Raw genomic sequence first — 25820 nt, 5'->3', positions numbered from 1 at the left:
TGCCACCCCCCGGATTCTTCCGGGCACAGTCAGCGACAATCGGGGCCTTTTGATCAATGACAGGAGCATGAACCCCTCAAGCCCCTTAGGGGAACGGGGAATTCTCACCATGCGGACATTCCCCGAAGTGGCCAAACGCCCGAATTGTCCACACTCCCGCCACACATTCTTGGCCTCGGCATAACAAGACAGTCACATCATCCTTTCCCTGCTCCCCGCACTCGCCACCTCGGCCTAGAGTCACGGCCAGTCACCGCGCTGCAGGGCGCAACCCAGCACGGCCGTGGACATCCCAGTGCGGCCCGGCGACCCAACGGCACCTCATATGAGGGGGCCGCGCCAGGGAAAGGAAGAATCGTGCGACACCGTTCTTTGCTCGTCCTCACCACCGTGATCACCACGGGAGCACTGACCCTCACCGCCTGCGGATCGCGCGATGAGGCCAAGACCGGCGGGGACAAGTCCGACGGCGGCAAGACCGTCGTCGTCATCGGCGTGGACGCCCCCCTCACCGGCTCGCTCTCCGCGCTCGGCCAGGGCATCAAGAACTCGGTAGACCTCGCGGCCAAGACGGCCAACAAGAACAACGAGGTCCCCGGCATCGAGTTCAAGGTCGAAGCCCTCGACGACCAGGCGGTCCCCGCCTCCGGCCAGGCCAACGCCACCAAGCTCGTCGGCAACAAGGACGTCGTCGGCGTCGTCGGCCCGCTGAACTCCGGCGTCGCGCAGCAGATGCAGGGCGTCTTCGCCTCCGCCAACCTGGCGCAGGTCTCCCCCGCCAACACCAACCCCGCGCTCAGCCAGGGCGACAACTGGGGCAAGGGCGAGTTCAAGCGCCCCTTCAAGACCTACTTCCGCACCGCCGCCACCGACGTGGTCCAGGGCAAGTTCGCCGCCCAGTACCTCTTCAAGGACGCCGGCAAGAAGAAGGTCTTCGTCGTCGACGACAAGCAGACCTACGGCGCCGGCCTCGCCTCGATCTTCTCCGACGAGTTCAAGAAGCTCGGCGGCGAGGTCGTCGGCACCGACCACGTCACCGTGAAGGAGACCGACTTCTCCTCCACCGCCGACAAGGTCAAGACCTCCGGCGCCGACTCCGTCTACTTCGGCGGCCAGTACCCCGAGGGCGGCCTCCTCGCCGACCAGATCAAGAAGGCCGGAGCCAACATCCCGCTCATGGGCGGCGACGGCATCCAGGACCCCGCCTTCATCTCCGCCTCCGGCGAGGCCAACGAGGGCGACCTCTCCACCTCGATCGGCTACCCGGTCGAGAAGCTGCCCACCGCCAAGACCTTCATCGCCGACTACCAGGCCGGCGGCTACAAGGACCCCTACGCGGCCTACGGCGGCTACTCCTACGACGCCGGCTGGGCCGTCGTCCAGGCCGTCAAGAACGTCGTCGCCGGCAACGGCGGCAAGCTGCCGACCGACGCCCGCGCCAAGGTCGTCGAGGCCCTCGGCAAGGTGTCCTTCGAAGGCGTGACCGGCAAGGTCGCCTTCGACGAGTACGGCGACACCACCAACAAGCAGCTCACGGTCTACAAGGTCGAGGGCGGCAAGTGGATCGACGTCAAGAGCGACACGTTCAACCAGTAATCCCGTAAAACCCCGCACCACCAGCCGTACCTGAACCACACCCACCGCGCGAGGGCGCAACAGCGCCCTCGCGCGGAGTCTTATCCGACACGCTCATCGGAGGCCCTGCGGTGCACGAACTGCCGCAACAGCTGGCCAACGGCCTTGCCCTCGGTGCCCTTTATGGCCTCATAGCCATCGGGTACACCATGGTCTACGGCATCGTCCAGCTCATCAACTTCGCCCACGGCGAGATCTTCATGATCGGCGGCTTCGGCGCGCTCACCGCCTACGCCGCCCTCCCGACCGGCACCTCCCTGCTGATCGCGATTCCCGTCATGATCGTCGGAGGCGCACTCGCCTCCGTCGCCGTAGCCACCGCAGCCGAACGCTTCGCGTACCGTCCCCTGCGCAGCGCTCCCCGGCTCGCCCCCCTCATCACCGCAATCGGCCTCTCGATCGCGCTGCAGCAGCTCGTCTGGCAGTTCTACCCGGACGCCAAGAAGGCCGTCAGCTTCCCCGAGTTCAAGGGCGAAGCCTTCAAGATCACCGACAGCCTCGCCATCCAGCGCGCGGACCTCTTCGTCCTCATCCTCGCCCCGCTCTGCATGCTCGCCCTCGGCATCTTCGTCCAGAAGAGCCGCAGCGGCCGCGCCATGCAGGCCACCGCGCAGGACCCCGACACCGCGAAGCTGATGGGCATCAACACCGACCGCATCATCGTCATGGCCTTCGCCATCGGTGCCGCGTTCGCCGCCGTCGCAGCCGTCGCCTACGGCCTCGACAAGGGCCAGATCAACTTCGAGATGGGCTTCATCCTCGGCCTCAAGGCCTTCACCGCAGCCGTCCTCGGCGGCATCGGCAACATCTACGGAGCCATGGTCGGCGGCGTCGTCCTCGGCCTCGCCGAAGCCCTGTCGATCGCCTACATCGAAGACATCCCCGGCATGTCGCAGCTCGGCGGTGGAGCCTGGTCCAACGTCTGGGCGTTCGTACTCCTCATCGTCGTCCTCCTCGTGCGGCCACAAGGCCTGCTCGGTGAGCGCGTCGCGGATCGGGCGTGAGAACCATGACCAACGAAGCAACCCTCCCGCTCGAAGCCGAAGCCGAGAGCACCGGTGACGTCTCCCGCACCGCACTGCTCTACACGGTCATCGGCGGAAGCCTGCTGACCATCGTCAGCGCCTTCCTCGCCTGGACCTGGACCGCCGAGTTCCCCGGTGACCTCACCTACTACGGCAGCCCGGCCCCCATCCAGTTCGTCACCCTCGCCGGAGCAGTCCTCACCCTCGTCTACGCGCTCTCCGCGCTCGGCGTGAAGGGCCTCGGCTGGCTCGCCCCCACCGGCTCCCGCAAGGCCATCCAGTTCCTGGCCGTCGGCAACTTCCTGGCCACCGGATTCACGGTCGTCTCCATCACCGTCGTCCTCGGCGGCGTCGTCCACCTCGAACCCGGCGCCTACGTCGCCTTCGTCGGCTCCCTCATCCCGGCCCTCGTCTCGCTCAAGCTCCCCGATGACAGCCACAAGGCGGCCCCCGCCAAGAAGCTGCCCTCCTGGGCCGAGATCCTCATCATCGTCGGCGTCTTCGCCATCGGCCTCTACGTCGTCACCTACGGCATCGACACCGACGACAAGGAGCCCCAGCTCTTCGTCGCCTACCTGATCACGGTCGGCTCCGCAGCCCTGGCCCTGCTCAAGTCCGGCCTCATCGACCGGCTCACCACCATCACCGCGAAGAACCGCCAGGTCACCCTGATCGGCACCGCGGCCGCCGCGATCGCCTTCCCGTTCATCCAGCAGAGCGGCGACACGTACACGCTCATCGCGGTGAACATCCTGATCTTCGCGACCGTCGCCCTCGGCCTCAACGTCGTCGTCGGCCTCGCGGGCCTGCTCGACCTCGGTTACGTCGCCTTCCTCGGCGTCGGCGCCTACGCCGCCGCCCTGGTCTCCGGCAGCACCGCCTCCGCCTTCGGCTTCCAGCTCCCCTTCTGGGCAGCGGTCATCGTCGGCGCCCTGGCCTCGCTGATCTTCGGCGTGGTCATCGGAGCCCCGACCCTGCGCCTGCGCGGCGACTACCTCGCCATCGTCACCCTCGGCTTCGGAGAAATCTTCCGCATCGCCATGGGCAACCTCGACGGCACCTCCGGCCCCGACATCACCAACGGCCCCAACGGCATCCCCAACATCCCCCACCTCGAACTCTTCGGGTGGAACTTCGGGGAGTCGCACAACGTCGGCGGCATCACCCTCGGCGCCTACGCCAACTACTACTTCCTGATGCTGCTCGTGATGGCCCTGGTCATCGTGGTCTTCGCCCGAGCCGGCAACAGCCGCATCGGCCGCGCCTGGGTCGCCATCCGCGAGGACGAGACCGCCGCCGAAGCCATGGGCATCAACGGCTTCAAGGTCAAGCTCATCGCCTTCGCCCTCGGCGCCACCCTCGCCGGCCTCGCCGGCACCGTCCAGGCACACGTCAACAGCACGGTCGTCCCCGAGAACTACGTCTTCGCCGGGCCCGTCCCGCCGAACTCCGCGTTCCTCCTCGCCGCCGTCATCCTCGGTGGCATGGGCACCATCCGCGGCCCCATCCTCGGCGCCGCACTGCTCTTCCTGATCCCGGCGAAGCTGGCCTTCCTCCAGGACTACCAGCTCCTCGCGTTCGGCATCGCCCTCATCCTGCTCATGCGCTTCCGCCCCGAAGGCCTCATCGCCAACAAGCGCGCGCAGCTCGAGTACCACGACGACACCGCTGACCAGGCCCCCACGGACCTGGCCACCGCCAAGGCGGGTGCGTGAACACCATGACCACCACAGACACCACCACCACGGCGACCACCGTCCTCGAAGCCAGCGGCGTCACCATGCGCTTCGGCGGCCTCACCGCCGTCAAGGGCGTGGACCTCAAGGTCAACGCGGGCGAGATCGTCGGCCTCATCGGCCCCAACGGCGCCGGCAAGACCACCTTCTTCAACTGCCTCACCGGGCTGTACGTCCCCACCGAGGGAACCGTCAGCTACAAGGGCACGGTCCTGCCGCCCAAGCCGCACCTGGTCACCAGCGCCGGCATCGCCCGCACCTTCCAGAACATCCGGCTCTTCCACAACATGACGGTGCTGGAGAACGTCCTCGTCGGACGCCACACCCGCACCAAGGAAGGCCTCTGGTCCGCCCTCCTGCGCGGCCCCGGCTTCAAGAAGGCCGAAGCCGCCAGCGAGGCACGGGCGATGGAGCTCCTGGAGTTCATCGGCCTCCAGAACAAGGCCCAGCACCTCGCGAAGAACCTCCCCTACGGCGAGCAGCGCAAGCTCGAAATCGCCCGCGCCCTCGCCAGCGACCCCGGCCTCATCCTCCTGGACGAGCCGACCGCCGGCATGAACCCGCAGGAGACCCGCGCGGCCGAAGAACTCATCTTCGCCATCCGGGACATGGGCATCGCCGTACTCGTCATCGAGCACGACATGCGCTTCATCTTCAACCTCTGCGACCGCGTCGCCTGCCTCGTCCAGGGCGAAAAGCTCATCGAAGGCACCGCGGCCGAAGTCCAGGGCGACGATCGCGTCATCGCCGCCTACCTCGGAGAGCCCTTCGAAGGCGACCCGGGCGCGGCCGAGGTCGCCGGGGTCGAAGCCGCCGAGGAGCACGCGGCGGCCGAGGCCGAAGCCGAGGCACCGGCGGAAGCGGACGCCGAAGCCGAAGCCGAGGCACCGGCGGAAGCCGACGCCGAGCCGGACACCGAGCCGACCGCGGACGCCGAGCCGGCCGCGGACCCGGACAGCACCACCAGCACGGACGGAGAAGCCAAGTGACCGCACTGCTCGAGGTCAACGACCTCAAGGTCGCCTACGGCAAGATCGAAGCCGTCAAGGGCATCTCCTTCCAGGTCAACGAGGGCGAAATCGTCTGCCTCGTCGGCACCAACGGCGCCGGCAAGACCACCACCCTGCGCACCCTCTCCGGCCTGCTCAAACCCGCCGGCGGCACCGTCACCTTCGACGGCAAGCCGCTCGCACAGGTCCCCGCCCACAAGATCGTCTCCCTGGGCCTCGCCCACTCCCCCGAGGGACGCCACATCTTCCCCCGGCTGACGATCGCCGAAAACCTCCAGCTCGGCGCCTTCCTGCGCACCGACAAAGAGGGCATCGAGAAGGACGTCCAGCGCGCCTACGAGATGTTCCCCATCCTGGGCGAACGCCGAAAGCAGGCCGCCGGCACCCTCTCGGGCGGTGAGCAGCAGATGCTCGCCATGGGCCGGGCCCTCATGTCCCGACCCAAGCTGCTCATGCTGGACGAGCCCTCCATGGGCCTCTCCCCGCTGATGATGCAGAAGATCATGGCGACCATCGCCGAACTCAAGGCCACCGGCACCACCATCCTGCTCGTCGAGCAGAACGCCCAGGCCGCCCTCTCGCTGGCCGACCAGGCCCACGTGATGGAGATCGGCAAGATCGTGCTCAGCGGCTCCGGCCAGGAGCTCCTGCACAACGAGGACGTCCGCAAGGCCTACCTCGGCGAGGACTGATCCCCTCGCTGCACACGTGAGGCCCGCCACCTTCCCCCGGTGGCGGGCCTCACGCATACCCGGTACTACTTCGCGGCGTTCTTCTTCTCCTCGGCGTCCTCGATGACCGCCTCGGCAACCTGCTGCATGGACATACGACGGTCCATGGAGGTCTTCTGGATCCACCGGAACGCGGCCGGCTCGGTCAGCCCGTACTGCGTCTGCAGAATGCTCTTCGCACGGTCCACGAGCTTGCGGGTCTCCAGCCGGAGCGAGAGGTCGGCGACCTCCTTCTCCAGCGCCTTCAGCTCCGCGAACCGCGACACCGCCATCTCGATGGCCGGCACCACGTCGCTCTTGCTGAACGGCTTCACCAGGTACGCCATGGCCCCGGCGTCCCGCGCCCGCTCGACGAGGTCGCGCTGCGAGAACGCCGTCAGCATCAGTACGGGGGCGATGGACTCCTCCGCGATCTTCTCGGCCGCGGAGATCCCGTCCAGGACGGGCATCTTCACATCGAGGATGACCAGGTCGGGCCGGTGCTCGCGGGCCAGCTCGACGGCCGTCTGCCCGTCCCCGGCCTCGCCGACGACGGAGTAGCCCTCTTCCTCCAGCATCTCTTTCAGATCGAGACGGATGAGCGCCTCGTCCTCGGCGATGACGACGCGGGTCGTCAGCGGCGGAACGTGCGACTGGTCGGCGTCGGGCGTGGGCGTCGACTCGTGCTCGGCGGTCACGATGGCTCCTCTTTGCGGGGCATAACAAGCTCCCCTGAGCCTACCTAGCTGCGGTAAGGTGGTCTCGCGTAGGGCTCCCCCGAGCCTTCGTTTCTTAGGCCCCAGTACTCCAACTGGTCAGAGAGGCCGCTCTCAAACAGCGGACAGTGTGGGTTCGAATCCCACCTGGGGCACTTTACTTAGATTCCATGGTCACGCGATCTTCGCGTGACCATCACTCTTTCCGGCGAAGCGCATCGAAATGCACCACGTGAGCGAATGTCGCACGGCAGCGTCGACCACATGTATGACATGGCCACCCGCAGGCACGCGCTGGACTTGCTCACCGACGGGCGCAGCATGAACTCCGTCAGCAAGGAAACCGGGATATCCCGGGCCGCGATCCGGGCGTGGAAGTCCCGCCTGGAACCCCTTCCACGCCTGCTCCCCCACGCCCTCCCGTGCGCAGCACCTACCGACAAGGCCTCGTACGCGTACCTACTGGGCCTCTATCTCGGTGACGGCTGCATCAGCCCGCACCCTCGCGGAGGGCACCACCTCCGGATCGCCTGCGCCGACGCATGGCCGGGGCTCATCGAACTGTGCCGCGCGGCGATCAAGGCCGTCCGGCCTGACGACAAGGTCTACCTGCTGCAGAGGCAGGGCTGCGTGGCCGTCACCAGCTACGGACGACACTGGACGTGCATGTTCCCGCAGCACGCGCCGGGCAAGAAGCATGAGCGGCGGATCGTACTCGAAGGGTGGCAGCAGGAGATCGTCGATGCTCACCCGTGGGAGTTCGTGCGGGGGCTGATCCACTCCGACGGGTGCCGGATCACCAACTGGACCGTGCGGAACGGCAAGCGGTACGAGTATCCGCGGTACTTCTTCACCAACAAGTCCGACGACATCCGGAAGCTGTGTACGGACACGCTCACCAAGGTCGGGGTCCAGTGGACGGTCCTGGCCCGTGGGAGCGATCCCTTCAACGTCTCCATCGCCCGGAAGGACTCCGTGGCGCTCATGGACGTGCACATCGGGCCCAAGTACTAGCCGGCGGCCGGCCGTGGCCGCGTCGGGCGGGACGGGGCCCGACGCGGGGGTGCTGCCTGGCGGCGTCAGCGGACGGGGTCGCCGATGTGGTGGACGCGGACCAGGTTGGTGGAGCCGGTGACTCCGGGGGGTGAGCCGGCGGTGATGACGACGACGTCGCCGCGTACGCAGCGGCCGATGCGCAGGAGTTCTTCTTCGACCTGGGCGACCATGGCGTCGGTGGAGTCGACGTGGGGGCCGAGGAAGGTTTCGACGCCCCAGGTGAGGTTGAGCTGGGAGCGGGTGGCGGGGTCGGGGGTGAAGGCGAGGAGGGGGATGGGTGAGCGGTAGCGGGAGAGGCGGCGGACGGTGTCGCCGCTCTGGGTGAAGGCGATGAGGAATTTGGCGCCGAGGAAGTCGCCCATTTCGGCGGCTGCGCGGGCGACGGCTCCGCCCTGGGTGCGGGGCTTGCTGCGTTCGGTGAGCGGGGGCAGGCCCTTGGCGAGGATGTCCTCTTCGGCGGCTTCGACGATGCGGGACATCGTCTTGACCGTCTCGACGGGGTACTTGCCGACGCTGGTTTCGCCGCTGAGCATGACGGCGTCGGTGCCGTCGATGATGGCGTTGGCGACGTCGGAGGCTTCGGCGCGGGTGGGGCGGGAGTTGTCGATCATCGAGTCGAGCATCTGGGTCGCGACGATGACGGGCTTGGCGTTGCGCTTGGCGAGTTTGACGGCGCGCTTCTGGACGATCGGGACCTGTTCGAGGGGCATTTCGACACCGAGGTCGCCGCGGGCGACCATGATGCCGTCGAAGGCGGCGACGATGTCGTCGATGTTTTCGACGGCCTGCGGCTTTTCGATCTTTGCGATGACGGGGAGGCGGCGGCCTTCCTCGTCCATGACGCGGTGGACGTCTTCGATGTCGCGGCCGCTGCGGACGAAGGAGAGGGCGATGACGTCGGCGCCGGTGCGCAGGGCCCAGCGGAGGTCGTCGATGTCCTTGTCGGAGAGGGCGGGGACGGAGACGGCGACGCCGGGGAGGTTGAGTCCCTTGTGGTCGGAGACCATGCCGCCTTCGATGACGAGGGTCTGGACGCGGGGGCCGTCGATGCCGGTGACTTCGAGGGTGACGCGGCCGTCGTCGACGAGGATGCGTTCGCCGGTGGTGACGTCGGTGGCGAGTCCCTTGTAGGTGGTGCCGCAGGTGTGGCGGTCGCCTTCGAGGTCTTCGACGGTGATGGTGAATTCGTCGCCGCGTTCAAGGAGTACGGGGCCTTCGGCGAATCGGCCGAGGCGGATCTTCGGGCCTTGAAGGTCTGCGAGGATGCCGACGCTGCGGCCGGTTTCGTCGGAGGCTTTGCGTACGCGCTGGTAACGCTCCTCGTGTTCGGCGTAGGTGCCGTGGCTGAGGTTGAAGCGGGCGATGTCCATTCCGGCTTCGACCAGGGCTTTGATCTGGTCGTATGAGTCGGTGGCGGGGCCCAGGGTACATACGATTTTTGCTCGGCGCATGGGGCGAGCGTATGCCCCTACCAGGCGGTAGGAAATTGGTTCCGGGTGTCCACTCAACAACCTTTGGGCGAAAGGTTGTTGACAATTGTTGAATGTGCATGGGGGTGCTCTGATGAGCACCCCCGGGGGGCCTGCGGGTACGCGTCTTCGATCAGTCGGCGGGGGCCGGCGGGCGCTCGTAGCGGACGCCCGGTCGGCCGTCGACGGCCATGGTCTCGACCTGGGTGAATCCGTTGCGCCGGAGCACGGTCATGGAGCCCGGGTTGTCGAGGGTGGTGACGGCGGTGAGCCGGGAGAGCCCGTACGCGCCCTGCGCCATGCGGCAGATTTCCGCGACGGCGGCGGTGGCCAGGCCCCGGCCGGCGGCGTGTTCTCCGATGCGGTAGCCGAGTTCGGCGCTGCCGTCCTCGATGTCGACGAGGTTGACGCGGCCGACCAGGGCGCCCTGCCGGGTGATGAGGACGTGGAACCGGGACAGCCCGGTGTCCTGCTCGGCGAGGAGGGCGCGGTGGCGGTCGGCGAACCCGGTGAAGTAGGCGTCGCCCCGGTCGGGGACGGTGCGGGCGAAGTAGGCCCGGTTTTGCCGTTCGAAGTCGAGGATGGCGGGGGCGTGGTCGGCGCGCAGGCTCTCCAGGGTCCACGCGGCTGCCGGGGCGGGGACGCTCACAGCTGGGGCGGGGTCATGGTGAAGCGGGCGTTCACCTGGGCGTGGACGGTTTGGCGCTGGGGTTCGAGGTCGAGTGGCGGGGCGGTTTCTTCGGAGGCGCTGAAGGCCATGGTGCGCATGCCGCCGCCGGGGGCGGTCGGCGGGTAGGCCGGGAGGGCGTTCTCGGCGCCGAGGTCGGCGAGTTCGACGAGGGCGGCGAGGTCGGCGCCGAGGGCGGCGGCGTATTCGCGGGCGCGCTGGACGGCTTCGAGTACGGCTTGGCGGCGGGCTTCGCCGTGGGCGGGCGAGGTGGGGCGCAGGGCCCACCAGGGGCCGTCGACGCTGGTGAGTTCGAGGTCGGCGAGGCGGGTGGTGAGTTCGCCGAGGGCGGTGAAGTCGCTGAGTTCGGCGGTGACGTGGACGCGGCCGTGGTAGGCGCGGATGCGTTCGGCGCGGCCGTGGCGGGTGAGTTCGGGGTTGATGGAGAAGGCGCCGGTTTCGAGCTTCTCGACGGCGTCGCCGTAGCTCTTGACGAGTTCGAGGACGGTGTTGTTGCGGCGGGTGAGGTCTTCGAGTGCGGTGCGTCGGTCGGTGCCGCGGGCGGTGACGGTGATGCCGATGCGGGCGATTTCGGGGTCGACTTCGAGGCGGGCTTCGCCGCGGACGGCGACGCGGGGGACTTCGGGGGTTCCGTAGGGCTGGGGTGCGGAGTCCTGGGTCATGGTTTCACTGTCGCATTGTCGTCGGGGGTGTGGCGTGTGGGTTCTGCCAGCGCGTCGCGGAGGGCGGCCCGGGAGGTGATGCCGAGTTTGGGGAAGAGTTGGTGGAGGTGGCTGGAGACGGTGCGCGGGGAGAGGTGGAGCCGTTCGCCGATCTGTTTGTTGGTGAGGCCGGCGGCGGCGAGGTGGGCGATTTCGCGTTGTTGCGGGGTGAGTGTGGCGGGGCCGGTGGTGTCGGCGTGGCCTGCGGTCTGTCCTGTTGCCCGGAGTTCGGCCGCGGCGCGGGCGGCCCAGGGGCGGGCGCCGAGGCGTTGGAAGGTGTCGTGTGCGTCGGCGAGGTGGGTGCGGGCTTCGGTGGTGGCTCGTGTCCGTCGGAGGTGTTCTCCGTAGGCGAGCTGGATGCGGGCGCGGTCGAAGGGCCAGCGGTCGGCGGCGGGGGTGGAGAGCGCTCTGCGGAACAGTTCGCCTGCCTGGGGGGCGCGGGCGGTGAGTGCAGCCGACGCTTCGACGGTCATCGTGAGCCGGGCCGAGACGGCGGCGATGCCTGCTTCCCGTGCGGCGGCGACGTGGGCTGCGGCTTCGGTCTGCCGGCCGGTCCTGATGGCGGCTTCGACGAGGTCCATGACGAGGAAGAGGGCCGTGGGGACGTGGGAGGCCAGTTCTCCGGCGGGGCTGACCGCGGTCGCGTGGCGGTAGGCCTCTTCGTAGCGGCCTTGGCCGAGTGCGGCGAGGGCTTGCGCGTGGTGGGCGCCGGAGAGGGCGGAGCCGACGCGGCGGGGCGCGGCCCAGAGGGTGATCTCGTCGGTGAGGGTTTGGGTGGTGGCGGTGTCTCCGCGTGCGGCGGCGACGAGTGCGCGCTGGTAGAGGTAGTCGGTGGTGAGCAGTTGGTAGCTGTGGGCGGCGCTGAGGCGTCGTCCTTGCTCGGTCTGCTCGTCGAGCTGGTCCCATGCGCCGGCGGCGAAGCAGTCGCGGCTCAGGAAGACGAGGCCTTGGAGTTCGAGGGTGACGGCGCTGGTGTCGCGGCCGTCGCGCAGGATGCGCCGTAGTGCCGTTCTGCAGTCGGCGAGCCGGTCGACGTATACGGCGGCCATTGCGGTCCGGATGATGCGGACGGGGTCGGTTTCCTGGTCGAGGGTGGCGATGGTGTCGTCCAGGAGGCGCAGTGCGGTGGGTGCGGTGCGGGCGGGGTCGGCGATGGTGGCGAGGGTCAGGGCCAGCCGGTCGGGGACGTGGGGTGTGAGGAGGGCGACTGCCCGGTGGAGTGGTTTCCACAGTTCGGGGCGCCCGGCGCCGTGGCAGACCCAGGCGAGGGTGTAGAGCGCGTCGATCATGGTGGTGTCGGTGGCGTCGTAGGGCTGGTGTTGCATGTCGATCGCGCCGGTGAGGAGGCGGTGGGCCGTGTCGAGGTCGCCTTCGCCGCTGAGGAGGAGGTGGTGTGCGGCGGCGACGGCTGCGACGAGGGGGCCGGTGCGGCCGGTGTCGGCGCGGCGGGCGTCTTCGAGGAGTTTGGGTACGTCGCGCAGGTCGCCGGTGAGGTCGGCGCCGAGGTAGGCGGCTTCGGCGGTGCGGCGGCTGCGTTCGTGGCCGTGGGGGCTCAGGTCGGCGGCGCGCAGGAGTGCGGCGATGGCGCCGTTTGCGTCGCCGCGTCGCAGGACGGCGTGTGCGGTCTGTTCGAGGAGGGCTGCGACGTGTTCGTCGGGGTCGACGGTGGCTTGGGCGAGTTGCCAGGCGCGGCGTTCCGGCCGGTCCGCGGTGTGTTCGGCGAGGGCGCGGTGGATGCGGCGGCGCTGGTCGCTGGTGGAGAGTTCCACGACGGCGGAGCGGGTGAGGGGGTGGCGGAAGGTGAGCCGTCCGGTGGTGTCGTCGACGTGGACGAGTCCTGCGCGCTCGGCGGGGGCCAGGTCGTCGATGTCGGTGGTTGCGGTGGCGGCTTGGAGGGTGTGGAGGTCGCCGGTGCCGTCGAGGACGGCGCACAGGAGCAGGAGCCGGGTCGTGGGTGGGAGTGCCTCGATGCGGGCTGCGAAGAGTGTCTGGAGGCGGCGGCCGAGGGGCAGTACGTCGGGGATGGCGGCGTTGGCGCGTGGGGTTCCGGCGAGGGCGATGGGCAGTTCCAGCAGGGCGAGGGGGTTGCCTTGGGCTTCTGACAGGAGGCGTGTGCGTACGCGGGGTGTGAGGGCGGGGAAGCGGTCTTTGACGAGCTTTTCTGCCGCGGCGGGGGCGAGGGGGCTGAGGTGGTGGGTGGTGACGCCTCCGCGGTCGAAGAAGCTGCCGTCGTCGGACCGGTATGCGCCGAGGAAGCCGACGTGGCTGCCGCTGCTGCTGCCGCTGCCGCTGCTGCTGCTGCTGCCGCTGCTGCTGCTGCTGCTGCTGCCGCTGCTGCTGCTGCTGCTGCTGCCGCCGCTGGCGCCGGCGCCGGCGCCGAGGCGGCGGGCGACGAGGCCCATCACCACGGCGCTGGCCCGGTCCAGCCAGGGCAGGTCGTCGACGATGACGAGCAGCGGGCGTGTGGCCCCGGCGTGGGCGAGCAGGGCCGATACGGCGTTCGACACGATCAGCTGCCGGGGTGGCGCGCCGTGTTCGAGGCCGAGGGCCACGCTGAGCGCGCTGCGGTAGGGGGTGTTCAGTTCTTCGAGTGTGCCGAGCAGCGGGTGCAGGATCTGGTGGAGTCCGGCGTAGCTGACCGTGCTTTCGAACTCGACGCCGGCCGCTCGTACGAGCCGTGTGTCCGCGGCGTGGGCGTGCGCGGCGGCGGCGTCGAGGAGTTCGGTCTTTCCGACCCCGGCCTCTCCCGACAGCAGGAGGGCGCCGCCGGAGGCTCTGGCATCGTCGATGAAGCGGCGGATCAGTTCGAGGTCGTCGTCGCGTCCGATGAGCATGTGTGCTCCTCCCCCAAGGCCCTGTCACTGTAGGTCGCTCCGGCGTTCCTCTACGTCATTTGACAGAAGCGGCTGGAATGCGGGCGCCCCTAGCCTCGACCCGCTTGGGACAACGGCCACGACATGCAAAGGCGAAGGTGAGGGAAATGAGCGCAGATGCGCCGATCCGAAACGTCGTGCTCGTCCACGGCGGGTTCGTGGACGGTTCGGGCTGGCAGGGGGTGTACGACCGTCTGGTGGGCGAGGGTTACCGGGTGAGCGTGGTTCAGCACGCCACGCTGGGGCTGGCGGGGGATGTGGCGGCCACCCGGCAGGTCATCGACGCGCAGGACGGTCCGGTGGTTCTCGTCGGCCACTCCTACGGCGGTGTGATCATCAGTGAGGCGGGCCGGCACGACGCGGTCGCCCGCCTGGTCTATGTCGCCGCGTTCGCTCCGGACAAGGGTGAGTCGGTGAACAGTCTGATCGCCGATCCGCCGCCGGGTGCTCCGGTGCCGCCGATCCTGCCTCCCCGGGACGGTTTCCTGTTGTTGGACCGGGAGCGGTTCGCGGAGTCGTTCGCGGGTGATCTGCCGCCCGAGCAGGCCCGGTTCATGGCCGATGCGCAGCTTCCGTGGGGTATGGAGGCGCTCACGGGGGCGGTCACGGAGCCGGCGTGGCGGTCGAAGCCGAGCTGGTACCTGGTGTCCACGGAGGACCGGATGATCCCGCCGCCGGCGCAGCGGGCGATGGCCGAGCGGATCGGGGCGACGGTGGTGGAGGTTCCGGCGAGCCATTCCGTGTACGTGTCCCGGCCTGATGCGGTCGCCGGCCTGATCGGGCAGGCGGCCGGCGCGTAGCCTCGGCCGCCGGGCCCACGCCGACCTGCGTGGGCCCGGCGGCGACGGCTCGGGAGTGCCGGCTAGCCCGGCGGGAGGTTCCATTTCTGGTTGGGGGCGCCGCCGCAGGTCCAGATCTGGAGGCGGGTTCCGTTGGCGGCGTTGTTGCCGGTGACGTCGAGGCATTTGTCGGCTTGCGGGTTGACGATGTCGCGGGCGGCCGGCAGGGCCCAGCGTTGTGCGGGGCTGCCGTTGCAGTCGTAGAGCTGGACGGGGGTGCCGTCGGCGGTGGCTCCGCCGGTCACGTCGAGGCATTTGCCGAGGGCGCGCAGGGTGCCGTCGGCGGCGAGGGTCCACTGCTGGGCGGGGGTGCCGTTGCAGTCGTAGAGCTGGACGGGGGTGCCGTTGGCGGGGTTGGCGCCGGCGACGTCGACGCATTTGCCCGCGAGGCCGGTGATCGGGCCGGTGCGGCCGGTGCCGGTGCCGGAGGTGGTGACCCGTACGTGGTCGACGACGAGCTGTTGGGGGAAGGCGGTGCCGGCGTCGGGGTCGCCCGGCCAGTAGCCGCCGACGGCGAGGTTGAGGATCAGGAAGAACGGCTTGTTGAAGGCCCAGGTACGGCCGCCGAGGTCGGCGGGGGTGCGGCGCTGGTAGACGGCGCCGTCGACGGACCAGCTGATGGAGTCGGGGGCCCAGTCGACGGCGAAGGTGTGGAAGGCGTCGGCGAAGGCCTGGCCGCCGGGGAGGGTGTAGGCGGCGCCGATGCCGCCGGAGCCGGAGTATCCGGGTCCGTGGATCGTTCCGTGGATGGTGGAGGGTTCGAATCCGACGTTTTCCATGACGTCGATCTCGCCGGAGTTCGGCCATCCGACTTGGCCGATGTCGTTGCCGAGCATCCAGAACGCGGGCCACATCCCCTGGCCGCGCGGGATTTTGAGTCTGGCTTCGACGTGTCCGTACGCCTGGGTGAAGCGGCCGGCGGTGTTGAGCCGGGCGGAGGTGTACTCGCACCGCCCGTACCAGCAGGAGTAGTTGGCGGGGTTTTCGCGGCGGGCGGTGATGACGAGGTGGCCCTGGCCGTCGAGGGCGGCGTTCTGATTGCCCGCCGTGTAGTACTGCCGTTCGTGGTTGTTGACGTTGTCGCCGGTTTCGGTCTGCCATTTGCCGGGGTCGGCGGCGGCTCCGGCCGGCCCGTCGAATTCGTCGGCGAAGGTGGCTGCGGCGGCCGTGGTGGCTGCGGCCGTGGGGGGTTCCGCGGCGCCGGTGGGCGGGGCGGCGAGGCCGCTCCAGCAGAGCAGGGCGAGGGCGCCGAGCGCGGTGCGGTGGCGCCAGGTGGTGCGCATGACCATGACATCACATCACTTCAGGTGGGGGGACTCACCTCAACTGCCTTAGTTCAACACTTGATTCAAGGCTCATGACGGTGCCACGTCAAGATATCCGCACCCGGCAGGGGTGTTGCTCCTCGTTGCCCATCGGTCAGAATCTACGCGCGTTGTTCACGCTTATCAGGGGAGATGGCATGGCGTTCGACCGTAGGACGTTTCTGGGTACTTCGGCCGCCACGGGTGCGGCCGTCGCGCTGACGGGGGCCGCGGGCTCTCCGGCCGCCGCAGCCGAGGCAGCCGTAGCCGGGGCAACCGCACGGCAGCGGACGTACTCGTTCACGGTGATGGGTACGACCGACCTGCACGGAAACGTTTTCAACTGGGACTACTTCACGGACAAGGAGTTCGACGACAAGGCGCACAACGACGTCGGCCTCGCGAAGATCTCGACGCTCGTGAATCAGGTGCGGGCGCAGAAGGGGCGCCGCAACACCCTGCTGATAGACGCCGGCGACACGATCCAGGGCACGCAGTTGTCGTACTACTACGCGAAGGTGGACCCGATCACCGCGCGGCGCGGGCCGGTCCACCCGATGGCGCAGGCGATGAACGCGATCGGCTACGACGCGGCGGCGCTCGGGAACCACGAGTTCAACTACGGCATTCCGGTGCTCCGCAAGTTCGAAGAGCAGTGCGACTTCCCGCTGCTGGGGGCGAACGCGCTGGACGCGAAGACGCTGCGCCCGGCGTTCGCGCCGTACAGCATCCACCGGCTGCGGACCCCGCACGGGCGGGACGTGAAGGTGGCGGTGCTGGGGCTGACGAACCCGGGCATCGCGATCTGGGACAAGGCCAACGTGCAGGGGAAGATGACGTTCCCCGGTCTGGAGGAGCAGGCGGCGAAGTACGTGCCCAAGCTCCGCTCGATGGGCGCGGACGTGGTGATCGTGTCCGCGCACTCCGGTTCGAGCGGCACGTCCTCGTACGGTGACCAGCTGCCGTACGTCGAGAACGCGGCGGGCCTGGTGGCCGAGCAGGTGCCGGGGATCGACGCGATCCTGGTGGGGCACGCGCACACGGAGATCCCGGAGTACCGGGTGAAGAACAAGGCGACCGGCAAGGACGTGGTCCTGTCGGAGCCGCTGAAGTGGGGGCAGCGCCTGACGCTGTTCGACTTCGAGCTGACCTGGTCGAAGGGCTGCTGGTCGGTGGCGAAGGTGTCGGCGCAGGTGCTGAATTCCAACACGGCCGCCGAGGACCCGAAGATCACCCGGCTGCTGTCGGACGAGCACCGCAAGGTGGTGGCGTACGTGAACCAGGTGATCGGTACGTCGACGCAGGCGATGTCCTCGGCGGACGGGCCGGTCAAGGACGTCGCGATCATCGACCTGATCAGCCACGTGCAGGCGGAGACGGTGAAGGGTGCGCTGGCCGGTACGGAGTGGGCGGCGCTGCCGGTGCTGTCGCAGGCGTCGTGCTTCTCCCGGACCGCGGCGATCCCGGCCGGGCAGGTGACGATCAAGGACGCGGCGGGCCTGTACCCGTTCGAGAACACCCTTGAGGCGCGGCTGCTGACGGGTGCGCAGCTGAAGGACTACCTGGAGTTCTCGGCGCGGTACTACGTGCAGACGGCCGCGGGCGCTCCGGTGGACCCGGCGAAGCTGACGAACGCCGAGAACATCCCGGACTACAACTACGACGCCGTGTACGGGCTGACGTACGACATCGACGTCGCGCAGCCGGCCGGTTCGCGGATCTCGGGGCTGTCCTTCCAGGGCAAGGCGGTGGATCCGGCGGCGCGGTTCGTGCTGGCGGTGAACAACTACCGGGCGTCGGGCGGCGGGAACTTCCCGCACGTGCCGCAGTCCAAGCAGCTGTGGGCGAATTCGGAGGAGATCCGCAACACGATCATCCAGTGGGTGAAGGCGAAGGGCACGATCGACCCGGCCCGGTTCGCGTCCGTGGACTGGCGGCTGACCCGTGCCGGGGTTCCGGTGTTCTAGCCGGTCCGACCGGTTTCCGTACGCCTACGGGTGTTCGACCAGCGGGAGCAGCTCGACCGTGGGAGCGGGCCGGGTGTGCTCCCGCTGTTCGAGGCCGAAGGTGGTGAAGGCCGTGCGGGCGGGCTGCGGGTAGGGCTCCTTGCCGGTGAGGGTGTTCAGGATGGCGGCGCTGCGCCAGGCGGCGAGTCCGAGGTCCGGGGCTCCGACGCCGTGGCTGTGGCGTTCGCCGTTCTGGACGAAGATGCTGCCGGTGACGCTGGGGTCGAGGATCATGCGGTGGTGTTCGTCGATCCGGGGCCGTCCGGAGGAGTCCTTGCGCAGGTACGGGTCGAGGCCGGCGAGGAGGCCGGTGAGCGGGCGCTCGCGGTAGCCGGTGGCGAGGACGACCGCGTTGGTGGTGATGCGGGAGCGGGTGCCCTGCTGGGCGTGGTCGAGGTGGAGTTCGACCTTGGTGGTGGCGACGCGGCCGGCGGTACGGACGCTGACTCCCGGGGTCAGGACCACGTCGGGCCAGCCTCCGTGGAGGGTGCGCCGGTAGAGCTCCTCGTGGATGGCGGCGATGGTGCCGGCGTCGATGCCCTTGTGGAGCTGCCATTGCGTGGGGACGAGCTGGTCGCGTACGGGCTCGGGCAGGGCGTGGAAGTAGCGGGTGTAGTCGGGCGTGAAGTGTTCGAGGCCGAGCTTCGAGTACTCCATGGGGGCGAAGGACGGCGTACGGGCGAGCCAGGTGAGGCGTTCGCGGCCGGCGGGGCGGGAGCGGAGCAGGTCGAGGAAGACCTCGGCTCCGGACTGCCCGGATCCGATCACCGTCACGTGCTCGGCGCCGAGGATGCGCTGCCGGTTGTCGAGGTACTCGGCGGAGTGGATGACGGGGACGGTCGGTGCCTCGGCGAGCGGGCGCAGCGGTTCGGGGACGTAGGGGGCGGTGCCGATGCCGAGGGCGAGGTTGCGGGTGTAGGTCCGGCCGAGGGCTTCGGCTTCGCCGTCGGTGTCGAGCTGGGTGTAGTCGACTTCGAAGAGGTCGCGTTCGGGGTTCCAGCGGACGGCGTCGACCTGGTGGCCGAAGTGGAGTCCGGGCAGGCGTCCGGCGACCCAGCGGCAGTAGGCGTCGTACTCGGCGCGCTGGATGTGGAACTGCTCGGCGAAGTAGAAGGGGAAGAGCCGTTCCTTGTGCTTGAGGTAGTTGAGGAAGGTCCAGGGGCTGGAGGGGTCGGCGAGGGTGACGAGGTCGGCGAGGAAGGGGACTTGGAGGGTGGTGCCGTCGATGAGCAGCCCGGGGTGCCAGCGGAAGTCGTGGCGCTGGTCGTAGAAGGCGGTGGCGAGTTCGCCGGCTCCTTGGTGGGGGAGGCCGTGGGCGAGGGCGGCGAGGGACAGGTTGGCGGGGCCGACGCCGATTCCGACGAGGTCGTGGGGTGCGTCGAGCTGGGCGGTCATCGGTGGGTACTGCCTTCCAGGAGGGTGACGAGGGTGTCCAGGTCCCGTTCGGTGGTGTGGGGGTTGAGCAGGGTGGCCTTGAGCCAGAGGCGGCCGTCGGCGGTGGCGCGGCCGAGTACGGCGCGGCCGCCGAGGAGGAGGGTGCGGCGTAAGGCGGCGAGGTCTGTGTCGTCGGTGTGGGTGGGGCGGAAGAGGACGGTGCTGATGGTGGGGGGTGCGTGGAGTTCGAAGCGGGGGTGCGCGTCGAGGAGGCGGGCGAGGTGGTGGGCGAGTTCACAGGTGCGGTCGATGAGGCGGGCGAGGCCGTCGCGGCCGAGTGAGCGCAGGGTGGCGGCGATCTTGAGGGCGTCGGGGCGGCGGGTGGTGCGCAGGGAGCGGCCGAGGAGGTCGGGGAGGCCGGCTTCTGTGTCGTCGGTGGCGTTGAGGTAGTCGGCCTGGTGGGCGAGGGGGGCCAGCAGGGCGGTGTCGGGGACGGCGAGGAGGCCTGCGGCGACGGGCTGCCAGCCGAGTTTGTGCAGGTCGATGGTGAGGGAGTGGGCGCGGGCCAGGCCTGTGACGCGGGGGCGGTGGCGGGGGCTGAGGGCGAGGAGGCCGCCGTATGCGGCGTCGATGTGGAGGTCGGCGCCGTACTGCTCGCACAGGTCGGCGATGGGTTCGAGGGGGTCGATGAGGCCGGCGTCGGTGGTGCCGGCGGTGGCGGTGACGAGGACGGGCCCGCGGGCGGTGGCGAGGGCTTCGGCGAGGCGGGCGGGGTCGAGGGTGCCTGCGGGGGTGGGCAGGGAGGTGGCGGGGGGCAGGCCGAGGAGCCAGGCGGCGCGGGGGACGGAGTGGTGGGCGCTCGCGCCGTGCAGGACGGTCAGGTCGGGTCCGTGGCGTTCGCGGGCGAGGAGCAGGGCGAGTTGGTTGGCTTCGGTGCCGCCGGTGGTGACGAGGGCGTCGGGCTGGGGGGTGTCGTAGAACTCGGCGGCGAGGGTGCGGGTGAGGAGGGCTTCGATCGCGGAGGCGGCGGGAGCCTGGTCCCAGGAGTCGAGGGAGGGGTTGAGGGCGCAGGCGGCGAGGTCTGCGGCGGCCGCGACGGCGAGGGGCGGGCCGTGGAGGTGGGCGGCGCACAGGGGGTCGGCGGGGTCGGCGGCTCCTGCGGCGAGGGTGTGCACGAGGGTCCGCAGCGCCTCGTGGTCGCCGTGGCCCTTTTCGGGGAGTACGTCGCCCAGTGCGGCGGCGACGCGGGCCGCGACGGCGTCGGGGCCGCCGGCCGGAATCGGCCCGCCGCGCTCCGCGGCTCCGCTGTGCAGGGCTTCGAGGACGGTGCCGAGGAGGGGCCGCAGGGCTTCGGCGCCGAGGCGGCCGCCGGCGAGCGGGTGCGAGGGGGGTGCGGGCTGCGGGGGCGGGGTGCCGGGCGGCGCGGTCATGCGGTGTCCTCACGGGAACGGGTCTGCGGCAGGGGGCCGGCCCTGTCGTGGGGTGCCTGGCGGGGCGGTGCTGTGGTGACAGCCTGGGGGCCCGACCGGTACAACGATCAGACCCGAATGGGGTAACCGTCGGGGTTTGTCCGCTTGTTGATTTTCGTGTGGCGCCCGGTGGTCCCCCGGAACGGGGCCGGCCGCCGCTCCCGCCGGTGAGGGCGGGGGCGGCGGCCGGGGGGACGCGGCGCGGGACCGGGCGTCAGGAGGCGCGGACGCGGAGGGCTCGGGCCAGGTCGTCGAGCTGGTCGACGAGCTTGCGGCGCAGGGCGGGGACGATGGCGGGGTCGTCGATGCCGGCGCGGCCGGCCCGCAGGTTGTCCTCGTCGACGGCGTGGCCGGGGAAGGCGTAGCGGCCCGCGGCTTCGGCGATCGCGGGGCCGCGGCGGGCGCCGAGGGCGATGGCTTCGGTGTAGAAGCGCGGTACGTACTCCCGTACGAGCTCGGCCTGTTCGGGCTGCCAGAAGCCCTGGGCGGTGGCGCTGAAGAGGTAGTTGGAGAGGGAGTCGTCCTGGAAGAGGCGCTCCCAGGCGGCGGCCTTGGCCTCGGCGGTCGGCAGGGCGGCGCGGCAGCGGGCGGCGCCTTCCTCGCCGGTGGCGCTGGGGTCGGCGGCCAGTGCCGCGTCGATCTCGCGCTCGCCGACGGCGCCGAGGACGGACAGCCGGGCGAGGATGCGCCAGCGCAGCTCGGGGTCGAGTTCGGGGCCGCCGGGCACGGTGTCGTCCTCGATCCAGGCGGTGAGGGTGTCGGGCTGGGTGGCGGCGTCGATGAGGGCGCGTACGGCGGCGAGCCGCAGCCCGGGGTCGGAGCCGTCCTCGGTGCGCCGCAGCAGGGTGCGGGCGATGGAGGTGAGGGTGGCGAGGGCCTCGGCGCGGCCCTCGGGGGCGAGGTAGCGGTCGGCGATGTGGTGGCGGGCGAAGGCGAGGACGCCCTGGACGATGGCCAGGTCGGCCTCGGCGGGCAGGTGGGCGCCGGCGGTGGCCAGGTAGGCGGCGGGTTCCAGTTCGCCGTCGCGGACCATGTCGCGCAGGGAGTTCCAGACGACGGCCCGGGTGAGGGGGCCGGGGATGGCGGACAGCTCGCGCAGGGCGGTCTCGACGGAGGTCTCGTCGAGGCGGACCTTGGCGTAGCCGAAGTCGCCGTCGTTGAGGATGAGGAGGGCCGGGCGGGCGCCGCTGACGGAGACGATCTCGTCGGAGGGGACGTCGAGGGTGAGGAGTTCGCGGGGTACGAGGGTGTTGTCGGGGTCGCGGTCGTAGAGGCCGACGCCGATGTGGTGGGGGCGGGTGCCCTGGCGGTCGACGGTGAGGGTCCAGCCGCCGTGGCTCTCCTCGATGAGCGGGGTGAGGGTGTCGATGCCCGTGGTGCGCAGCCAGATCTCGGCCCAGGCGTGGACGTCGCGGTCGGTGTGCGCGGCGAGGGAGTCGACGAATTCGGCGAGTGAGGCGTTGGCGAACTTGTGGCGGGTGAAATGGGTGTTGATGCCGGCGAGGAAGTCCTTCTCGCCGAGCCAGGCGACGAGTTGGCGCAGCGCGGAGGCGCCCTTGGCGTAGGAGATGCCGTCGAAGTTGAGGAGGGCGCTGGCGGTGTCGGGTACGGCGTCGGGGTCGGGGGCGACGGGGTGGGTGGTGGGCCGCTGGTCGGCGTCGTAGCCCCAGGACTTGCGGGTGACGCCGAATTCGGTCCAGGTGCCGGTGAAGCGGGTGGCTTCGGTGAGGGTCTGGTAGCCCATGTACTCGGCGAAGGACTCGTTCAGCCAGATGTCGTCCCACCAGCGCAGGGTGACGAGGTCGCCGAACCACATGTGGGCCATCTCGTGGGCGATGACCATGGCGCGGGTCTGGCGTTCGGTGTCGGTGACGGCGGAGCGGAAGACGAATTCGTCGCGGAAGGTGACGAGGCCCGGGTTCTCCATGGCGCCGGCGTTGAACTCGGGGACGAAGGCCTGGTCGTAGGAGTCGAAGGGGTAGGGCTCGGAGAACTTCTCGTGGTAGCGGTCGTAGCAGTCGGTGGTGATGGAGAGGATTTCCTCGGCGTCGGCGTCGAGGTGGGGGGCGAGGGACTGGCGGCAGTGGATGCCGAAGGGCAGTCCGGCGTGCTCGGTGCGGATGCTGTGCCAGGGGCCGGCGGCGACGGCGGCGAGGTAGGTGGAGATGACGGGGGTGGGGGCGGACTTCCAGATGCCGGCGCCGTCGCCGGACGGATCTCCCGTGCGGTCGCCGACGCGTTCGGTGATGCCGTTGGCGAGGACGGTCCAGTGGGCGGGGGCGGTGACGGTGAACTCGAAGACGGCCTTGAGGTCGGGCTGGTCGAAGGCCGGGAAGACGCGCTGGATGTCGTCCATGAACATCTGGCTGTATACGTACGCCTCGCCGTCCGCGGGGTCGGTGAAGCGGTGCAGGCCTTCGCCGGTGCGGGAGTAGCGCATGCGGGCGGCGATGCGCAGTTCGTGGGGGCCTTCGCCGAGGCCGGTGAGGGGGAGGCGGTTGTCGGCGAGGGCGGCGGGGTCGAGGGGGCTGCCGTCGAGTTCGGCCCAGTGCAGTTCGTCCGGTTTCAGCTCCACGAAGGTGTCCGCGGCGCTGCGGGCGGTGAAGCGGATGACGGTCGTGGACTCGAAGGTGTCTTCGCCGCCGGTGAGGTCGAGGGTGACGGCGTAGTGCTGGACGTCGAGGAGCTGGGCTCGGAGCTGCGCTTCGTTGCGCGTCAGTGCGGACATGGGGCCCATGCTGCCCGAAGGCCGGGCCCCGGTCGTCGGCTCCTGCCTACTCTTCGCCGGCGGCGATCGTCTCGTGGTGGCGGATGACCTCGGCGATGATGAAGTTGAGGAGCTTCTCGGCGAACGCGGGGTCGAGTTTGGCGTTCTCGGCGAGCTGGCGGAGCCGGGCGATCTGGTTGGCCTCGCGGTTCGGGTCGGCCGGGGGCAGCTGGTGCTTGGCCTTGAGGTGGCCGACCTGCTGGGTGCACTTGAAGCGCTCGGCGAGCATGTGGACCACGGCCGCGTCGATGTTGTCGATGCTGTCGCGCAGGCGGGCCAGTTCGGCGGCGACGGTCTCGTCGACGGCGCCGGGGGTGGCGGTGGCTGCGGTGGCGGCTTCGTCGGGGGCGCTGTTGTTCATGGTTCCCGAGAATACGTGGCGGGCGGGTGTGGTTCCTCGACGAGCCGATCCGTGAGACGGGGCACCTCTTAGAGCGGGAGGACGGCGGTGACCAGCCAGCCTCCCTCCGGGGCGGGTCCGGCGGTGAGGGAGCCGCCGAGGGCCTCGGCGCGTTCGGCCATGCCGACGAGGCCGTAGCCGCCGCCCCGGGCGGTCTCGGAGAGGCGGGCCGGGCGGCCTCCGTCGTCGGCGATACGGACCTCCAGTCCGGCGGGGACGGTCCGCAGGCCGACGCGGACGGCGGTGGCGGTCGCGGCGTGTTTGGCCGTGTTGGTGAGGGCTTCGAGGACGATGCGGTGGGCGGTGGCGGCGACGTCGCCGGGGAGCCGGTCCGCCAGCCCTTCCTCGACGTACAGGGCGACGGGCGGGCCGGTGGCGGAGAACCGCTGTGTGAGCGTGCGGATGTCGGCGAGGCCGGCGACGGGCGCGGTGCCGGGGCGGCCGCCACCGCCGGGTGGCTGCTCCTCGCTCTCGCGGAGGATCTTGACGAGTCGGCGCATGGAGCCCAGGGCCTCGTCCCCGGCGGTCTCGATGCGGCCGAAGATCTCGACGGCCCGTTCGGCGGGGACCTGGGTGAAGCGGGCGGCGCGGGCCTCGACGACGATGCCGGTGACGTGGTGGGCGACGAGGTCGTGGAGCTCGCGGGCGAGCTCCAGGCGTTCCGCGGTGCGTACGGCGCGCAGCTCGCGCACGCGCTGGACGGACTGGAGGCGCAGCAGGAGCGAGTACGCGCCGACGACGACGGCCAGGACGGAGAACAGGAGCGTGAACCGGCCGGGGTCGGTGTCGCGGACGGGCACGGCCATGCAGCCGAGGCCGAGGAGGGGGCCGAGGACGGCGGCGGTGCGGGCGGGGGCTCGGAGCAGGACCTGGGAGAGCAGGACGAGGAGGGCGATGGCCTCGCCGCCGCCCCAGACGACGAGGGGGTGGTTGCCGAAGATGAGCAGGAGGGTGACGGTCCAGGTGACGGCGGCGGCGAACCAGGCGCGGGCGAGAAGGGGGATGGCGGGCCAGGGCGCCGCGCTGAGGCAGACGAGGATGCCGGAGATCCACACGGCGGCGTGCGGGAGGCTGGGCTGGCGGGCGAGGACGACGCCCTCGAAGGTGACGAGGGCGAGCAGGACGAGGGAGAGGGTGAGCCGGACCCCGTCGGCGGCGTGGGGATGGCGTCGGGCCCAGGTGGCGAGCGGGCTCACGTCGGGGGCGCGGCCAGGCCCGATTCCCAGGCCCAGGCGGCGATTTCCAGCGGTTGCGGGCGTCGAGTTTGGTCTGGACGTTGGCCAGGTGGGTTTTGACCGTGGACAGGGAGACGTAGAGCTCTCCCGCGATCTCGGCGTTCGTACGGCCGCGGGCGACGCACCGTACGACGTCCTGTTCGCGTTCCGTCAGGGGCTCGGAGGGGCGGCGGGCGGCGTGGGCGCCGGTGGCCCGGGGCGCCATTTCGCGCAGCAGCCGTACCGTGATGGCGGGTGAGACGAGGGAGTCGCCGACGGCTGCCGCGCGGACCGCCTCAACCAGCATCGCGGGGCTGGCGTCTTTCAGGAGGAAGCCCGATGCTCCTCCGTGGAGCGCGGCGTGGACGTACTCGTCGAGGTCGAAGGTGGTGACGATCACGATGCGCGGACCGTCCCGGTCGGCGAGTCTGCGGGTGACTTCGAGGCCGTCGAGCTTCGGCATGCGGATGTCGAGGAGGAGGACGTCCGGCCGGTGTGCGGCGACGGCCGCGAGCGCGGCCTCGCCGTCGGCGGCGTCGGCGACGACCTCGATGTCCGGCTGGCTTTCGAGGATCATCCGGAATCCGGTCCTGACCATCTCCTGGTCGTCGGCGATGACCACTCTGATCGCCATGCGCTGCCTGCCCCACTGTCGACCGCTGCTCGTGCCCTCCCATGGGACCGGCGGGCGCGTCGGCCCGCAACCGGGCGGGGCGGGGCCGGCGGGGTGCCGGCCGTGTGCCACTGCGGCCGACGTTACGCACGTACGGCGGCCGGCGCCTCGTCCTTCCGGCCCGGGTGCATTGGGCCGGAAGGACGAGGCGGAAG

19 protein-coding genes, 1 tRNA gene and 1 pseudogene are annotated in these 25820 nt (G+C 70.2%); 9 read left to right on the top strand and 12 right to left on the bottom strand.

The genetic code is table 11. The features are described from left to right. Window positions 1-357: 357 nt before the first annotated feature. The 5 genes from ACIQU4_RS24795 (at window position 358) to ACIQU4_RS24775 (ending at window position 6098) form a co-directional block, all read left to right on the top strand. The gene (locus ACIQU4_RS24795) at window positions 358-1596 is read left to right on the top strand and encodes a branched-chain amino acid ABC transporter substrate-binding protein (RefSeq protein WP_403734575.1); all 1239 of its coding nucleotides are present in this window, start codon (window positions 358-360) and stop codon (window positions 1594-1596) included. Window positions 1597-1706: 110 nt separating this feature from the next. Next, window positions 1707-2639, top strand: coding sequence for a branched-chain amino acid ABC transporter permease (locus tag ACIQU4_RS24790; RefSeq protein ID WP_030155821.1), 933 nt, complete (start codon window positions 1707-1709; stop codon window positions 2637-2639). 5 nt (window positions 2640-2644) lie between these two features. Next, window positions 2645-4375 (top strand): branched-chain amino acid ABC transporter permease, encoded by a 1731-nt coding sequence (locus tag ACIQU4_RS24785; protein WP_403734571.1) that lies wholly within the window; start codon window positions 2645-2647, stop codon window positions 4373-4375. Between the two features lie 5 nt (window positions 4376-4380). Then, window positions 4381-5385: an ABC transporter ATP-binding protein gene (locus tag ACIQU4_RS24780; protein WP_403734568.1), complete on the top strand. Its 1005-nt coding sequence runs from the start codon at window positions 4381-4383 to the stop codon at window positions 5383-5385. Beyond that, a complete protein-coding gene (locus ACIQU4_RS24775) occupies window positions 5382-6098 on the top strand; it encodes an ABC transporter ATP-binding protein (RefSeq protein ID WP_403734564.1) in 717 nt (238 codons plus the stop codon). Before ACIQU4_RS24780 ends, ACIQU4_RS24775 begins: the two co-directional genes overlap by 4 nt. Window positions 6099-6163: 65 nt before the next feature. On the opposite strand, the gene ACIQU4_RS24770 is transcribed toward ACIQU4_RS24775, so the two are convergent. Next, complete coding sequence (locus tag ACIQU4_RS24770; RefSeq protein ID WP_030155829.1) at window positions 6164-6814, bottom strand: ANTAR domain-containing response regulator; 651 nt, start codon at window positions 6812-6814, stop codon at window positions 6164-6166. 98 nt (window positions 6815-6912) lie between these two features. Here ACIQU4_RS24770 and ACIQU4_RS24765 point away from each other — a divergent pair. Both ACIQU4_RS24765 and ACIQU4_RS24760 read left to right on the top strand, forming a co-directional pair. Beyond that, window positions 6913-6987: transfer RNA gene (locus ACIQU4_RS24765), tRNA-Leu, on the top strand. 109 nt (window positions 6988-7096) lie between these two features. Beyond that, window positions 7097-7846 carry a transcriptional regulator gene (locus ACIQU4_RS24760; RefSeq protein ID WP_403734561.1) on the top strand — a complete coding sequence of 250 codons (750 nt, stop codon included), beginning with the start codon at window positions 7097-7099 and terminating at the stop codon, window positions 7844-7846. 65 nt (window positions 7847-7911) lie between these two features. Here the strand turns inward: ACIQU4_RS24760 and pyk are convergent, their stop codons facing one another. From pyk to ACIQU4_RS24740, 4 genes are all read right to left on the bottom strand, one after another. Then, window positions 7912-9339, bottom strand: coding sequence for a pyruvate kinase (gene pyk / locus ACIQU4_RS24755; protein WP_403734558.1), 1428 nt, complete (start codon window positions 9337-9339; stop codon window positions 7912-7914). Between the two features lie 151 nt (window positions 9340-9490). Continuing rightward, the gene (locus tag ACIQU4_RS24750; protein ID WP_403734555.1) at window positions 9491-10006 is read right to left on the bottom strand and encodes a GNAT family N-acetyltransferase; all 516 of its coding nucleotides are present in this window, start codon (window positions 10004-10006) and stop codon (window positions 9491-9493) included. Next, window positions 10003-10707, bottom strand: a complete 705-nt coding sequence (locus tag ACIQU4_RS24745) for an SIMPL domain-containing protein (protein ID WP_403734553.1) — start codon at window positions 10705-10707, stop codon at window positions 10003-10005. The genes ACIQU4_RS24750 and ACIQU4_RS24745 overlap by 4 nt, the downstream gene beginning before the upstream one ends. Further along, entirely contained in the window at window positions 10704-13580 is a 2877-nt protein-coding gene (locus tag ACIQU4_RS24740) for an AAA family ATPase (protein WP_403734550.1), read from the bottom strand. The genes ACIQU4_RS24745 and ACIQU4_RS24740 overlap by 4 nt, the downstream gene beginning before the upstream one ends. Before the next feature lie 146 nt (window positions 13581-13726). Here ACIQU4_RS24740 and ACIQU4_RS24735 point away from each other — a divergent pair, with 146 nt between their 5' ends. Then, window positions 13727-14419 (top strand): alpha/beta fold hydrolase, encoded by a 693-nt coding sequence (locus tag ACIQU4_RS24735; RefSeq protein ID WP_403734547.1) that lies wholly within the window; start codon window positions 13727-13729, stop codon window positions 14417-14419. Between the two features lie 62 nt (window positions 14420-14481). Here the strand turns inward: ACIQU4_RS24735 and ACIQU4_RS24730 are convergent, their stop codons facing one another. Continuing rightward, a complete protein-coding gene (locus ACIQU4_RS24730; RefSeq protein WP_403734958.1) occupies window positions 14482-15741 on the bottom strand; it encodes a ricin-type beta-trefoil lectin domain protein in 1260 nt (419 codons plus the stop codon). A 179-nt stretch (window positions 15742-15920) separates the two neighbouring features. On the opposite strand from ACIQU4_RS24730, the gene ACIQU4_RS24725 reads away from it, so the two are divergent. Further along, window positions 15921-17729 (top strand): bifunctional metallophosphatase/5'-nucleotidase, encoded by a 1809-nt coding sequence (locus ACIQU4_RS24725; protein ID WP_403734545.1) that lies wholly within the window; start codon window positions 15921-15923, stop codon window positions 17727-17729. A gap of 24 nt (window positions 17730-17753) precedes the next feature. Here the strand turns inward: ACIQU4_RS24725 and ACIQU4_RS24720 are convergent, their stop codons facing one another. The 6 genes and pseudogenes from ACIQU4_RS24720 to ACIQU4_RS24695 form a co-directional block, all read right to left on the bottom strand. Beyond that, on the bottom strand, window positions 17754-19163 hold the full coding sequence (locus ACIQU4_RS24720) for a lysine N(6)-hydroxylase/L-ornithine N(5)-oxygenase family protein (protein WP_403734543.1): 1410 nt from the start codon (window positions 19161-19163) through the stop codon (window positions 17754-17756). Further along, on the bottom strand, window positions 19160-20572 hold the full coding sequence (locus tag ACIQU4_RS24715) for a pyridoxal phosphate-dependent decarboxylase family protein (RefSeq protein ID WP_403734540.1): 1413 nt from the start codon (window positions 20570-20572) through the stop codon (window positions 19160-19162). Before ACIQU4_RS24715 ends, ACIQU4_RS24720 begins: the two co-directional genes overlap by 4 nt. Before the next feature lie 253 nt (window positions 20573-20825). Next, window positions 20826-23339, bottom strand: a complete 2514-nt coding sequence (pepN, locus tag ACIQU4_RS24710) for an aminopeptidase N (protein WP_403734538.1) — start codon at window positions 23337-23339, stop codon at window positions 20826-20828. 46 nt (window positions 23340-23385) lie between these two features. Then, window positions 23386-23739 carry a chorismate mutase gene (locus ACIQU4_RS24705; protein WP_403734536.1) on the bottom strand — a complete coding sequence of 118 codons (354 nt, stop codon included), beginning with the start codon at window positions 23737-23739 and terminating at the stop codon, window positions 23386-23388. 68 nt (window positions 23740-23807) lie between these two features. After that, on the bottom strand, window positions 23808-24974 hold the full coding sequence (locus tag ACIQU4_RS24700) for a sensor histidine kinase (RefSeq protein WP_403734533.1): 1167 nt from the start codon (window positions 24972-24974) through the stop codon (window positions 23808-23810). Beyond that, window positions 24971-25626, bottom strand: a pseudogene (locus ACIQU4_RS24695) (response regulator). Before ACIQU4_RS24695 ends, ACIQU4_RS24700 begins: the two are co-directional and overlap by 4 nt. Between the last annotated feature and the right edge of the window lie 194 nt (window positions 25627-25820).

Origin of the sequence: Streptomyces sp. NPDC090741, assembly GCF_044769045.1 — a bacterium.
Taxonomy (GTDB): domain Bacteria; phylum Actinomycetota; class Actinomycetes; order Streptomycetales; family Streptomycetaceae; genus Streptomyces.
This window is presented reverse-complemented; position numbering and strand designations above follow the sequence as displayed.

Coding starts and splice junctions, on each gene's coding strand:
- ACIQU4_RS24785 (WP_403734571.1), top strand. CDS start 2,645: ATGACCAACGAAGCAACCCTCCCGCTCGAAGCCGAAGCCGAGAGCACC.
- ACIQU4_RS24780 (WP_403734568.1), top strand. CDS start 4,381: ATGACCACCACAGACACCACCACCACGGCGACCACCGTCCTCGAAGCC.
- ACIQU4_RS24760 (WP_403734561.1), top strand. CDS start 7,097: ATGTATGACATGGCCACCCGCAGGCACGCGCTGGACTTGCTCACCGAC.
- pyk (WP_403734558.1), bottom strand. CDS start 9,339: ATGCGCCGAGCAAAAATCGTATGTACCCTGGGCCCCGCCACCGACTCA.
- ACIQU4_RS24745 (WP_403734553.1), bottom strand. CDS start 10,707: ATGACCCAGGACTCCGCACCCCAGCCCTACGGAACCCCCGAAGTCCCC.
- ACIQU4_RS24740 (WP_403734550.1), bottom strand. CDS start 13,580: ATGCTCATCGGACGCGACGACGACCTCGAACTGATCCGCCGCTTCATC.
- ACIQU4_RS24735 (WP_403734547.1), top strand. CDS start 13,727: ATGAGCGCAGATGCGCCGATCCGAAACGTCGTGCTCGTCCACGGCGGG.
- ACIQU4_RS24730 (WP_403734958.1), bottom strand. CDS start 15,741: ATGCGCACCACCTGGCGCCACCGCACCGCGCTCGGCGCCCTCGCCCTG.
- ACIQU4_RS24725 (WP_403734545.1), top strand. CDS start 15,921: ATGGCGTTCGACCGTAGGACGTTTCTGGGTACTTCGGCCGCCACGGGT.
- ACIQU4_RS24720 (WP_403734543.1), bottom strand. CDS start 19,163: ATGACCGCCCAGCTCGACGCACCCCACGACCTCGTCGGAATCGGCGTC.
- ACIQU4_RS24715 (WP_403734540.1), bottom strand. CDS start 20,572: ATGACCGCGCCGCCCGGCACCCCGCCCCCGCAGCCCGCACCCCCCTCG.
- pepN (WP_403734538.1), bottom strand. CDS start 23,339: ATGTCCGCACTGACGCGCAACGAAGCGCAGCTCCGAGCCCAGCTCCTC.
- ACIQU4_RS24705 (WP_403734536.1), bottom strand. CDS start 23,739: ATGAACAACAGCGCCCCCGACGAAGCCGCCACCGCAGCCACCGCCACC.